Genomic DNA, 13,684 nt, shown 5'->3' with positions numbered 1-13,684 from the left:
TTATTTTTTTATCAGCCTTTTTTCCCGCAGCATTTCTTATATTTCTTCCCACTCCCGCAGGAACAGGGATCGTTTGGATAGATTTTCGGAGGGTTCTTGCGCTGGGCAGATACTGTCTCTAAGCCCTTCATCACCATTTCATATGGCTTGTGGCCTCTGTTTAACACCATCCTGGTATGGTTCCATACATCTGTGATAATGCTTGTGAACCTTTCCAAATGCTCTTCCGATTCAAAAATGATCCCGGCGGCCTCTATTCCTTCCACAACCTCCTGAAGCTGTCCGCCCATACTGATCTCCGCCTGCACCTGACGCAGTAAATATGGAATCCTTTCATCCGGAACGTTCATTTCATCCGTCAGGAATTTGCTCAGCAGACCTAATTCTCCGGTCATTAAAAAGCCCTTATTATCCGCCATGAAACGGATTTCCATCTGTGTAGGGATATAATAAGGAATTTTTTTCTGCATCTGCAGAAATTCTTCAACGCCATTCTGTTCTGCCAGGGCCCCATCCACAAAGTTTCCGTCAATGAATCTGACCGAAGGACGGTATATCCGGAGAAGTTCATAGGCATGTAAGAGATCTTCCAATGAAAGCTTCTTATCTTCATATTTATTAAAGGTTTCCAACAGGACCTGGGGCGGTGTGACGGCATACAGGGAATTTGCTGCGCAGAGATAATCTCCGATTTTACTGAGACGTTCACGCTCTTCCTTAAATTCCGGTGTATTTACCGCTTCATATGCTTTTAATACTTCTTCCGCAACCATAAAATGATTGTCAGGTCCTGCGGTTACATAGCCTCCTGCGTAAAGAAAGTCCATTTCTTCCAATTCAAAAGATGGTATCTGAAAATCATCTGATGCCAACTTCTCAAATAAACTTATTTCTGAATTACGGGCACAAAGGAAATAGCTGCTCATTACCTTAGGATCCAGAATATGAGCGATCGTCCGTTCCACAAGTTCTTCCTTTTTAAATTTAGAAAGCCCGTTCATGCCATGTCTTTTTGCAATCTCAAGGATGCTGCCTTTATCATAGCAATCATAAATTTCTGCTATATGAACTTCTTCCGATGCAGCATCAGAACTCTGGTCCATACGTTTATTGACAGCAGACATGTCATATTCCTTCAGATCGTTTGAACCCGACTCCAAAAGTTCATAATACCCGGCGATGCCTCCGCAGTTTTCCGGAACGCAGTCTCCTTTGAATTTTATAACCTGTCCCCAGCTTTCCTTAAAATCAGAAACTACATCTTCTACCTGGATGTTTAATTCCCAGGTTTTATCTAGACCGTAAGTATATGTAAATTTGCTGGTACCGGGCACCAGGCTGTCTATGGTTTCATCACTTAAAAGGTATTGAAATTTGGGGGACCAATTCTCTTTACCCGGAACTACACGAACCCCTTCAGAACGGAATTCAAATTCATACAGGTGCTCATCGGACCAGCAGAATGCTGTCTGAATCATTTGGTGCAGCTTTCCAAAGGTTATCCCCTCCGGTATCAGAACCCTTCTCCAAATCGGCGGCTTGCTGCCTTTGATCGTGACTTTCAGTTGATATGCTCCCATGAAAACGCCCTCCTGTCTCGTATCCTTTGTATCCGTTCTTAAATTACGGAATATTTTTTATATTTCTACTATAAAATAAGCGCACGTTCCAATTTACCATATTTCCTCCTATTCTGTCCAGTCCATCCCGTCAATTTTTGTAAACAAAAGGCTGTTTTTTGTAATTATGACAGCTTTTTCAATTCTGACTATGCTTCTTAACCATAATAAAGGAATTTCATTCTCCCATTCTGCAAACACTATTAATAAGAAAAAAGAGAGCCGGAATGCTTTACACAACATTTACACTTTCTATACTAAAATATGATATCAGAAAAGTTTTACGGCTGATATACTCCATGATGTAAGCGAAAGCAATTTTAAAGAGAAAAGAGGAGAAAGTAAATATGAAAAAAAATTTTATTAAGACTCTTGCATTAGCTGGAATGGCAGTTCTTACAATGGGAACTTTAGCTGGCTGCGGCAGCAATAATGCTGAGACACAGGCTCCTGATACCAAAACCGAGGCTGGCACTACAAGTGGGACAACCGCTAACGAGACAACCGCAAAAGAAGATACAGCTTCTAATTTAAAGGGTTCTATCAGCATGGTTGGTTCTACCTCTATGGAGAAATTCGCAACCGCTTTAAGTGAAGTTTTTATGGAAAAATATCCAAGCGTTACCGTACAGGCCGAATTTGTAGGTTCTGGCGCAGGAATCGAAGCAGTTACCAATGGTTCTGCGGATATCGGTAACTCTTCCCGTAATCTAAAGGATGAAGAAAAAGCAAAAGGTATTGCTGAAAATATCGTTGCAATCGACGGTATCGCCGTTGTCTCTGATCCGGCCAATACCGTTGACAATTTAACAAAAGACCAGTTGATCAACATTTACAACGGAACAACTTCCAACTGGAAGGAATTAGGCGGAGCCGATCAGCCGATCGTTGTGATTGGACGTGAGGCAGGTTCCGGTACAAGAACTGCTTTTGAAGAACTGTTAAAGCTGGAAGATGCCTGCAAATACAGCAATGAGCTGGACAGTACCGGCGCAGTCATGGCAAAAGCCGCTTCCACTCCAGGCTCCATTGGCTATGTTTCTCTGGACGTTCTTGATGATACCGTCAAGACCATGAAGCTGGAAAGCATAGAACCAACTCCAGAAAACATCAAGGCAGGTTCCTACTTCTTAAGCCGTCCATTCGTTATGGCTACCAAAGGAGAGATATCTGAGCAGAGTGATCTGGTGAAGGCATTGTTTGACTACATCTATTCTGATGAAGGAAAAGATTTAGTGAAAGCCGTTGGTTTAATCCCCGCAAACTAATTGTAAAGAAATTCTTCTTATACTGCCTAACGATAATATTTACAGGGGACGCAGCCGGATGATTATGCTACGTCCCCGTTTTGAAAGGAGCTGTTATATGCGACCAAAGTCTTATTCCATATTTGGTGGCCACGGAAGTAAATCAGGTGTTGAGCATGCTGCAGAAGTAATCTTTACTGTCTGCGGCTTCTTTGCCGTTTTGGCTGTGGCCTCTATCACTCTGTACATGATCATAAGCGGTACGCCGGCACTTTTTAAGGTGGGGATTCTGGATATTCTGTTCGGAACCATCTGGATGCCGGCAGCCGCTTCACCAAGCTTTGGTATCCTCTATGTCATTTTGACCTCTATCATAGGAACTGCTCTGGCAATCCTGATCGGAGTTCCCATTGGCGTCATGACTGCCGTTTTCCTGGCTGAAGTGGCCCCTGAAAGGCTGACTAACATCGTGCGTCCGGCAGTAGAGCTGTTAGCCGGAATACCTTCTGTTATTTATGGTTTGCTTGGTATCTTGATTTTAAACCCATTAATGTATAAAATAGAGTTAAAAATATTTGCAGGATCCACCACCCACCAGTTTACCGGAGGTGCGAATCTGATCTCCGCTGTTTTAGTGCTGGCCTTAATGATTCTTCCTACGGTTATCAACATCAGTGAATCAGCGCTCCGTGCTGTTCCGCAGCACCTTAGAAGTGCTTCCCTGGCTCTTGGAGCTACTAAGATCCAGACGATTTTCAATGCGGTACTTCCTGCAGCAAAGTCCGGTATCATTACCGCAATTGTCCTTGGAACAGGCCGGGCCATCGGTGAAGCAATGGCAATCAGCCTGGTGTCCGGAAGTTCGGTAAATATGCCTCTACCCTTTAATTCGGTCCGTTTCCTTACTACTGCGATCGTATCAGAGATGTCTTATTCCGCCGGGCTCCACAAACAGGTGCTTTTTACCATAGGTCTTGTCCTGTTTGCTTTTATCATGCTCATTAACATTACACTTAACAACCTGTTAAAGAAAGGAGAGGAAGGCCATGACAAATGATATCGTAATTCCCGTTCAAAAAGATTCTGCAGTAACACACAGCATTTATAACCGGAAAAACCGGATCTCCGATTCTTTCTTAACGGTCCTTATTTACTTATGCGCTTCCATCTCCATTATGGTCCTGATCGGAATCATGGGCTATGTGTTTGTTCGCGGCGTTCCCGAAATCAGCCTGGAATTTCTCACCACTGTGCCAAGTACTATTAAGGGAACCTTTGGTATCGTCGGAAATATTGTAAACACCTTATATGTCGTTGTCATTACCCTGTTAATCGCTACTCCCCTGGGCGTTGGCGCAGCCATTTACTTAAACGAATATGCAAAGGGCGGAAAAGTGGTACGAATCATCGAATTCACCACAGAGACCCTGGCAGGTATCCCCTCCATTATTTTCGGACTCTTTGGTTATGTGTTTTTCGGGAACACCCTGGGCCTTGGCTATTCCATCCTCACCGGTGCTTTAACCTTATCCATCATGGTTCTTCCCCTTATTACCAGAACCACTCAGGAAGCCTTAAAAACCGTTCCGGAAAGCTACCGCTCTGGTGCCCTGGGTATCGGTGCAACCAAATGGTACATGATCCGGACCATCCTGCTACCCAGCGCCATGCCAGGCATTGTAACAGGAATCATCCTGGCCATCGGCCGCATCGTGGGAGAGTCCGCTGCCCTTCTCTTTACGGCAGGAAGCGGCTACCTCCTTCCAAAGGACTTCTTCGGTAAAATATTTGAATCAGGCGGTACCTTAACGATTCAGTTGTACTTATGCATGCAAAAGGCCAAATACGGCCAGGCCTTCGGAATTGCCGTTGTCCTTCTGGTCATCGTGCTGTTAATAAACGGACTTGCAAAATATCTGTCTCATAAATTCAATACGGAGGTGAAAGAATCGTGAGTACCAATACAGTAAAAATTTCAACCAGCCATTTAAATCTATTTTACGGAACTAATCAAGCCCTAAAGGATGTAAACCTAAATCTCTTCACAAATAAAATTACGGCCTTTATCGGTCCTTCCGGATGCGGAAAGTCTACCTACTTAAAAACATTAAACCGAATGAATGACCTGATTCCAAGCGTAAAAATAGAAGGGGAGGTTCTTTTAGATGAAGAAAACATCTATGATCCGCGGGTCGACACCACTCTTTTACGCAAAAAAATCGGCATGGTATTTCAGCAGCCGAACCCGTTTCCAATGAGTATCTATGACAATGTGGCCTACGGTCCAAGAATCCATGGCATAAAGAATAAATCCGAGCTTGACGATATCGTGGAAAGAAGCTTAAAGGGGGCAGCCCTCTGGGAAGAGGTATCTGACCGTTTAAAAAAATCAGCCCTCGGCCTATCCGGCGGCCAGCAGCAGCGACTTTGCATCGCCCGCGCCCTGGCAGTTGAGCCGGAAGTACTGCTTATGGATGAGCCCACCTCGGCCTTAGACCCTATCTCAACCCTGAAAATCGAGGACCTGATGGATGAGCTGAAAGAAAAGTACACGGTTGCAATCGTTACCCACAACATGCAGCAGGCAACCCGAATCGCAGATTATACCGCCTTTTTCCTTGTGGGAGAGGTGGTGGAATACGCTCCCACAACCGAGCTGTTCACTGCCCCTAAGGACAAAAGAACCGAAGACTATATCACAGGACGCTTCGGCTGATCCATTATATATAGAACAATAAAGGAGAACAAGCAATGACAACGAGAGTTAATTATGAACATGAGTTAAGCCTCTTAAACCATGACATAAAAGAAATGGGGCGAATGGTCGAAACCTCCATCGAACAGTGTTTTGTGGCATTTGAAGACCAGGATTTTGAAAAAGCAGAGGATATCATAAAAGGAGACCGCACCATCAACGACTTAGAGCGTTCCATCGAGGCTCGCTGCCTCTCCATCATCTTACGCCAGCAGCCAGTTGCCGGAGATTTAAGAGTAGTCTCCAGCGCCCTTAAAGTGGTTACGGACTTAGAGCGTATCGGCGACCACGCTTCCGACATCGCCGAACTCATCCTACGCATAAAAGGCGAACACGTTTACCATGTAGTCCGCCACATCCCCTCCATGGCCTCCGCCGCCCGTGAAATGGTCCGCAGCTCCATCGAAGCCTTTATTAACCAGGATTTAGAGACTGCAAAGCAGATCGAAAAGCAGGATGATGTGGTTGATGAATTATTCGATAAGGTGAAGAATGATGTGGTTGATCTATTAAAAAATTCCAACGAACATATCGATCAGTGCATTGACTTGTTAATGGTAGCAAAATATTTAGAGCGAATTGGAGATCATGCAGTAAATGTTTGTGAATGGACAGAGTTTTCAAAAACTGGAGCTTTAAAAAATGTACGGATATTGTAAAGCTACGAGCAGTGCGTCCTTAAAAACGAAAGAACCCATAAGAATGCAAGCATTCTTATGGGTTCTTTTGATTTTGAGGACATAGGTTGACAGCCGTCAAGCGAGAAGGAGCGCAGCGGATTCGAGCTTGAGCACTGCGGACCAGCGGGCCACACAATCAAGCTCAATCTTTTACTCTCCCCCATCTCCATCACCCTACAACATCGCCCCACCCCTACAATAAGTCTGAACCACATCATAGTCATCCCGAAGCACAACAAAATCCGCATCATACCCCGCAACCAGTCTACCCTTCCTATCATCAACTCCCAGACACTTAGCCGGATTAATCGTACAGGAATTCAGTGCCGAATCAAAAGGCACCATAGCCTCTTCCACCAGAATCTTCAGCCCATTATTCGCCTTAAGGGTACTACCCGAAATCGTATTCGTCCCTTTCAGATAAGCAAGGCCGTTCTCCCTGATCTCAATGCTATGCCCTCCCAGCTGGAAATCCATACCAGCAGGACAATGCTTTGGACAAAGAGAATCCGTAATCATGATCGCGTGATCCCTTCCCTTAATCGCATAATAATTATTAAGCGCCGCCAAATGAGAATGGCATCCATCACAAATGATCTCGCCATAAATATCCCTCACCCTAAACGCAGCTCCTACCAGCCCCGGATCCCTGTGATGATAAGGTGTCATGCCATTATAAACATGAGTCATAGAAGTCGCCCCATTTGCGATCCCCATAAGCGCCTGCTCATAGGTAGCAGACGAGTGCCCCATGCTGACCACCACTCCGGTATCCTTACAATACCTTGTCAGGGTGAATCCCTCATCATGCTCCGGTGCAAGAGTAATATATTTAATCATACCCTTAGCCGCTTCCTGATACTCTTTAAACTGCTCAACAGAGGCAGTAGCGATTGCCTCCGGCGGCTGGGCTCCCTTATACTTCATATCCAGATAAGGCCCTTCAAAATGGATTCCAAGAATCTCTGCTCCTTCATACCCGTCTTCCACCACAGCGGCCACATTTGCAACCGCCTTAGTCAGCACATCCGGCATCTGGGTCACAGTAGTCGGAAGGATAGAAGTCACTCCCTCCTCCGGTATCCGTCTCATCCATTCCCGCAATCCTTCCGGTTCTCCATCGTTGGTATCATAACCATAAGCTCCATGGGTATGAATATCAATAAATCCCGGAACGATCCTGTTATCCCCGTAATCCTGATCTGCTGCCATCTCACCATATTCAAGGACTGCCTTAATCTTTTCATCTTCCACCTGAAGCTGTGCCGGGATGAACTGTCCGGCAATCCAGACCCGTCTGCTCTGTATTATCATAACCGTAACCTCTCTTTCCTAATTTTCTCCCCAGCTTACGTACGTAAAGAAATATCCATGTATTTCACAATAAAAACCTCACCCGCCGTTACACTGGTACGTTTACCTATAGTATAAACAGTTCCTCCCCTGTTTTCAAGAAGTTTAGGAATAGTTTCCCTCGTTTTGCAAATCCTGAGAAATCGGCCACCGTATAATCACCCGGAATAAGTCTGCCTCCACTTCAATTTGAAGCTTTCCGTTCTGCAGCTCCACAAAGCTTTTCGCAATCGCCATTCCAAGACCGGAGCCCTCCGTATTCCGGGCCTGGTCTCCTCTGACAAACCGTTCGGTTATTTCATCCGGATTAAAAGTAAGCTCTGCAGCCGAAACATTCTTCAGTGTAGTGACCACATAACCGCCTTCCTTCTTCATATCGATATAAGCCCGGGTATGAGGCATTGCATATTTTATAATATTCGTCAATAAATTATCAAATATCCGATAAGTCTTCTGGCTGTCCAAAGGCAGAACGATCTTTTCATCCGGCAGATTCCACCTGAAATCAATGGTAGATTCCTCTATTTTATCACTAAGCTCCAGACTCACCTCTTTTAACAGACTGACAATATCCACATCCTCTAAATTCAGCGTCACATTATTGCTGTTCGCCTTGCTGATTTCAAACAAGTCCTCTATAAGCGCTTTCAAACGCATGGACTTCTGTTCCAGTATGTCAATATAAGCCTTCCTCTGCTCCGGCGTCGCATGATCATCCCGCAGCAAGTTTACATAAGTAATAATAGCCGTCAAAGGAGTTTTCAGATCATGTGACATATTGCTGATCAAATCAGTCTTAAGCTTCTGGCTTTTCACCTCTTCCCCCACAGCAACCTTAAACCCGCTTTGTATCTTCTGTATCTCCTTCTTAAAAGGCTCAAACACGCTTAAGTCTTCTTCTATGGCAACCTCTAAATTCCCCTCAGCAATCTGGTTTGTCGCCCTTAAAAGGATCTGATATTTGTCACTTAAATCCCTATAATATTTCCTCATTACAATAAACAAAATAATAGAATAAAGGATCAAAGCGCCGATTCCGAAAAACCACAGACTGCAAAGAACAGACAGAATGATAAAATTCACTCCCACGATCCGGAAAATAGTCCGGTCCGACCGTTCCTGCAGGTTGATGTTCACTACAAATAAATAAATTCTGCGGCAAGTATTTTTCATCCATTGCCAAAACAAGCCGCACAAGGTTCGTTCGTAAAGGTAACGCTTCAGACCGATGTGCATGACGTCACGCACACATAAAACCGCCCAGTAAACGATTGCAAAGGGGATGGACCACCACATTAAATTCCAAAGCTTTATCATGATCCCCGCCACCAGAGGCAGGAAATTGGCCCGCATAAGAGCATCATACAAATCTCCCCGGTTCGTTATTGCCACAAGATTTGTAAGCCCTGTTCCGAATAATACGGCACCGGCGCCGACTCCTGCGACAATCTCAAAAGGCGTTCGTAAAATCCTGCTGTACTCCGGAAAATCCGGGTCAAAACAGGAAAAGAAAAAGGCTGCAATCGCTACGGCGCAGATCAGGCCCAAAAAGATCCTGGAAACGCTGCCCGAATAATTATAGGAGCTCCAGACGGTTTCTCTCTCCTCTTCATATGCTGCAATCTGCTGGGCCCTCATTCCATAAGCAAAGGTAACATTTCTCGGATTTTTCAGCTTTAAATCCGTCTCGTATCGATACTGGTCCCAATAATAATCACTCATAGGGTCCTTATTCGCCAGTGTTCCCAAGGTATTTAAAAGCCTGACCGTATTATCTCCGCTTACAGCCCCTGTTTCCATCCGCCCAAGATCGTCATAACGAAGCACTGCCTTAAACTTATATTCACCGCTTCCTCCAATGGAACGGCCTCCCGCATGATCTGCTAAAACACTGCCGCTCTCATCAAGGATCTGATAGTCCATGTAATTTCTTATGCCGTTAAAATTCCGGCTCCAGGATTCGTATTCCTGGATACAGCTTTGGCGCAGGTCCTTTAAATACTCATTGCGATCCTCCTGGACCGTCGATTCATGAGATTCTTCCCCGGCAACGGTGACTGTATCCTCTCCTGTTATGATCTCCGTTTCTCCTTCCGTAGCTGCCGTCTGGCTGTTCATGCTGTTCCTTAATTCTTCCTCTGCCAGAGGGAAATAGAACTGGAAGGGAGAAATAACGCTGCCCTGTTCATACTGGGCCTGCTCCAGATAAAGCACATAATTGCCCAGTACCAGATGGTTAAGGAACGCATCCTGTTCATAAACAGGCTCCTCATATCTGGCTGATTCATTTTTAAAAAACGGATAAAGCCCTACCATGACAGATGCAGCCGATAAAACTACGATCACCGCAAGAATTATGCTGATCCTATGCCTGTTTTTCAATTTTATATCCAACTCCCCACACCACCTTTAAATATTTCGGCTCCTTCGGGTTGATCTCGATCTTTTCCCTGATTTTCCTTACATGAACCATGATCGTATCCGTGTTAATGGCCCGTTCATTCCAGACCCGTTCATAAATCTCTTCTGCGGAGAACACCCTTCCAGGATTCTTCATAAGAAGAGCCAGTATCTTAAATTCAATGGGAGTCAGTTTCGCCGGTTTTTCGTCAACGGTCACTTCCACCGTATCCTCATTAAGCTCCAGCCCACCGATGGAATAAACATTGCTTTTTTCCCTCTGCTCCTTTGCTTCCAGCATATCCATATATTTTTTATAACGCCTGAGCTGGGAATTCACCCTTGCTAACAGCTCCATAGGGGTAAACGGCTTTGAAACATAATCATCGGCGCCGATATTAAGCCCCATGATTTTATCTACTTCCTCAGACTTTGCCGATAAGATGATCACAGGGAAATCATGGGTCTCTCTTAGTTTTACGGTCATAGTAATGCCATCCATTCTTGGCATCATCACATCCACAATCGCCAGATGAATCTCTTCCCGCTCCAAGACCTTAAGACCTTCCACACCGTCTGCCGCCTGGAACACCTCGTATCCCTGGCTCCTTAAATATATCTCAATTCCCTCTCTGATCTCTTTATCATCCTCTACCAATAAGATGTGGTTTGCTTCCATGTTCTCTCTCCTTTCCCCTTTTCTGTCCATTCTTTCCGGACATAGAGGTATGCCTGTAAGGCGTTTCCCATTCCTGCCCGGTTTATCTGGCAAAAAAGGATCCCCATAGGCTGTCACCTGATTTGTGATTTGGATCTGCAGTCAGCAGTATCCCCATTTATGATACCACATTTTCACTCTTTTTACTTTAATTAAAGGATACGAAAGCAATCTTAAATGGAGGGGCACAGAAAACGAAAGAAATTCTAAAATTTCCTTCCCCCTCTGTCATAATCATTTCCACAAAAAGAAAAAGGCGCATCAGGATTTAAAAAATCACTGATGCGCCTTTCCTATATTATGAAAACAAAAGGATGCTTCCTAATCGAATGGACATGCTAAAAAGCAGCCCTTTTATCTTCACTTGCTATGGAAGTTCAGATTCGCCATATTATTCTGATGTCTTCCGTAAATTGCTTTCCATCAGCCGGTTATATCCCAGCCATCCGTTATTATCTCCTGCGCCCTTTAACACCTCGATCATAGTCTCCATCTTGGCATCCGTATTATCTGCGAAATTCAGCGCAAGCGCCTCGATCAAAGCCGGTTTCTTTGGAGAACCGTATTCCAGCTCCCCGTGATGGGCCAGAATGCAGTGCTTCAGTTCGGAAGCTGTCTTTTCCGGAAAGCCTTCCATTGACCGGATTCTCTCTCCCACCATTTCCGTTCCAATGATGATGTGGCCCAGAAGCTGCCCGTCATCGGTATAGTCATTTTCCGGAAATGTGGAAAGTTCCCTGGTTTTTCCGATGTCATGAAACATGGCTGCGGTTATAAGCAGATCCCGGTTAATGTACGGATAGTAGCCGGCGTAATAATCACACAGCTTTACAACACTTAAGGTATGCTCCAAAAGTCCGCCCACAAAGCCGTGGTGAACACTTTTTGCCGCAGAGTGGAACTGAAATGCCTTGGCAAAAGCGGCATCCTCCACAAAAAAGCTTTCCGAGAGCTTTCTTAAATGAGGATTCTTAATTGTCCGGATAAAGCCCAGAAACTCCTCGTACATAAGTCCGATATTCTTGGAGGAAACCGGAAGATAATCACCGGGAACATATTCTCCCTCATCCGCTTTCCGGATCCGCTTGATATTCAACTGGTTGGAATTCTGGAAAACGGTCACATCTGCATCTATGTATACATAATCCAGAGTTTCAAAGTTCCCGATTCCCGGAGAGCCCAGGTCCCAGATCTTGGCATCTACTGTTCCGGTCTTATCCTGAAGAATCAGGTTTCCATATTCTTTTCCTGACTTCGTAAGGGCAATCTGTTTGTTTTTGCATAAATACACATCTGATACATGAATTCCCTCACGGAATGATTCTACATACCTCATTGTTTTCCTCCACATTCTTAACCCCAGGCAACGCGGAAGCCAGGACGATTACCTGGCTCCAATGGTTACCTGATACTGTATCTCTTTATATTCTTCCCTTCCATTGCGGGAAACACTCACAGGAATCACATCTCCTGAATTGGACTTTTCGAGAACTGACTGAAAGTCCTTCATGGTAACAATGGTTTCCTTTCCCATGGACCTTATAATATCGCCGCACTGGATCCCGGCATTATAGGCAGGGCTGTCTGCATTCACATCAACCACATATACCCCAAGAGGCATACCGTTGCTGTTCATGACAGCGCTTACTTCCTGTCCTTTGATTCCAAAGTATGGGAATGCCTCCCCATTGCTCATTTTTTCCAATATGCTCTTATAATCGGATATGGCCATGGCTGCCGTCATATCCTTACTGCTGTCATTCTTATGTTCATCCGTTACCCAGCCAATGATCTGACCCGATGTATTCATAAGGAACGTGCCGGTCCCGGCATTTCCCTTCACATCGGAATACAGGATGCGTGTCATGCCATCGGTAATTTGCACATTTTTCGTTATATACGATATAAATCCGTATCCAGTGGAATGGACCATGCCGGCAGGACCGCCAATGGCCAAAACCAGATCCCCCTGCTTCACGGAATAGGAATTTCCCAGCTCGATAGCCTTAATCTCCTCTAACAAAGCCCTTCCAAGATCTGCCGTGGAAACGCTTACGATGGCTATTCCGGAAAGCTTATCGGTCTGTTTGATGGTTCCCTGGACTTCCGTTCCGTCGGAAAATGCCACACGAATCGCCTCCGCATCCTCCACCGCTCCATCCGGTGTCAGCACCAGGAGCTCCTGATTTGCAGAAGCAATAATCACTCCGGAAAAAAGGCCGGAGTTTTCCACAGGATTATCAAACCAGTCTGTCTGTGTTTTTACGGAATGTACCGTTACGATTCCCTTGTCCGCTTTTTGAACAAGAGTCCTAAGGCTTCCATAAAGAGTATTTAAATCATCCACTGAAAATGGATATTTCTCCATAGCAGATTTTAAAATATCCTCAATCGGTTCTGTCTCAGCTACAGACCCGGTCTCAGCCTCGGAAGGCACAGTTTCAGGGTCATCCTTTGGTATGGTCACAGGAATACTTTCACTGGTGGACCCCTTAGCAAAAAACCGCTCAGCTACAGGTCGGGATACGGCAAATGTAACAGCTGCAATAATTCCGAAAATAACCGCAGTCGCAAAAAGGCCCAAGGCCCTTTTAAACATATCCCTTTTTGACATGGGCTGTCTCACTATCTTTTCATTGATAAACTGACGGGGCTCCGTCTTTCTATCATCTGGCCCGTTATTTTCCGGCATACTAACCCTCCTTCGCAGAAGACCTAAATACTATTATAAGGTTGTTCTCCCTTTAATGCAAGAAAAACCTACATAAACAGAGACTCCATCCGGAAACCTTAGGAATAATTTCCAGAAATCAAGAAACATTATAATTATCTCCATAGCAGGAAAAACAACCTGAGGATTGCAGTTTTTGTCCCATATATGCTATACTGTAACAGATACCATCATCACCGGA

At 44.9% G+C, this 13,684-nt stretch carries 11 protein-coding genes; 5 read left to right on the top strand and 6 right to left on the bottom strand.

Features of this window, described 5'->3' with window-relative positions:
- Window positions 1-11: 11 nt before the first annotated feature.
- Window positions 12-1,580 (bottom strand): plasmid pRiA4b ORF-3 family protein, encoded by a 1,569-nt coding sequence (locus tag RT269_RS05860; RefSeq protein ID WP_313181196.1) that lies wholly within the window; start codon window positions 1,578-1,580, stop codon window positions 12-14.
- Between the two features lie 386 nt (window positions 1,581-1,966).
- On the opposite strand from RT269_RS05860, the gene RT269_RS05855 reads away from it, so the two are divergent.
- From RT269_RS05855 to phoU, 5 genes are all read left to right on the top strand, one after another.
- Complete coding sequence (locus RT269_RS05855) at window positions 1,967-2,887, top strand: phosphate ABC transporter substrate-binding protein (RefSeq protein WP_313181195.1); 921 nt, start codon at window positions 1,967-1,969, stop codon at window positions 2,885-2,887.
- Between the two features lie 97 nt (window positions 2,888-2,984).
- Window positions 2,985-3,923 carry a phosphate ABC transporter permease subunit PstC gene (gene pstC / locus RT269_RS05850; RefSeq protein WP_313181193.1) on the top strand — a complete coding sequence of 313 codons (939 nt, stop codon included), beginning with the start codon at window positions 2,985-2,987 and terminating at the stop codon, window positions 3,921-3,923.
- A complete protein-coding gene (gene pstA / locus RT269_RS05845; RefSeq protein WP_313181192.1) occupies window positions 3,913-4,821 on the top strand; it encodes a phosphate ABC transporter permease PstA in 909 nt (302 codons plus the stop codon). Before pstC ends, pstA begins: the two co-directional genes overlap by 11 nt.
- Window positions 4,818-5,582 (top strand): phosphate ABC transporter ATP-binding protein PstB, encoded by a 765-nt coding sequence (gene pstB, locus RT269_RS05840; protein WP_313181191.1) that lies wholly within the window; start codon window positions 4,818-4,820, stop codon window positions 5,580-5,582. The genes pstA and pstB overlap by 4 nt, the downstream gene beginning before the upstream one ends.
- A gap of 35 nt (window positions 5,583-5,617) precedes the next feature.
- Window positions 5,618-6,280, top strand: coding sequence for a phosphate signaling complex protein PhoU (gene phoU / locus RT269_RS05835; RefSeq protein ID WP_313181189.1), 663 nt, complete (start codon window positions 5,618-5,620; stop codon window positions 6,278-6,280).
- 195 nt (window positions 6,281-6,475) lie between these two features.
- On the opposite strand, the gene nagA is transcribed toward phoU, so the two are convergent.
- The 5 genes from nagA to RT269_RS05810 form a co-directional block, all read right to left on the bottom strand.
- Complete coding sequence (gene nagA, locus RT269_RS05830) at window positions 6,476-7,615, bottom strand: N-acetylglucosamine-6-phosphate deacetylase (protein ID WP_313181188.1); 1,140 nt, start codon at window positions 7,613-7,615, stop codon at window positions 6,476-6,478.
- A gap of 144 nt (window positions 7,616-7,759) precedes the next feature.
- Window positions 7,760-10,048 (bottom strand): sensor histidine kinase, encoded by a 2,289-nt coding sequence (locus RT269_RS05825; protein WP_313181187.1) that lies wholly within the window; start codon window positions 10,046-10,048, stop codon window positions 7,760-7,762.
- Window positions 10,020-10,733, bottom strand: coding sequence for a response regulator transcription factor (locus tag RT269_RS05820; RefSeq protein WP_025231087.1), 714 nt, complete (start codon window positions 10,731-10,733; stop codon window positions 10,020-10,022). Before RT269_RS05820 ends, RT269_RS05825 begins: the two co-directional genes overlap by 29 nt.
- 430 nt (window positions 10,734-11,163) lie before the next feature.
- The gene (locus tag RT269_RS05815) at window positions 11,164-12,108 is read right to left on the bottom strand and encodes a 3'-5' exoribonuclease YhaM family protein (protein WP_313181185.1); all 945 of its coding nucleotides are present in this window, start codon (window positions 12,106-12,108) and stop codon (window positions 11,164-11,166) included.
- Window positions 12,109-12,156: 48 nt separating this feature from the next.
- Window positions 12,157-13,464, bottom strand: a complete 1,308-nt coding sequence (locus tag RT269_RS05810) for a S1C family serine protease (protein WP_313181184.1) — start codon at window positions 13,462-13,464, stop codon at window positions 12,157-12,159.
- Window positions 13,465-13,684 lie beyond the last annotated feature (220 nt).

Origin of the sequence: Lacrimispora sp., assembly GCF_032078915.1 — a bacterium.
Classification (GTDB): Bacteria; Bacillota; Clostridia; order Lachnospirales; family Lachnospiraceae; genus Lacrimispora.
This window is presented reverse-complemented; position numbering and strand designations above follow the sequence as displayed.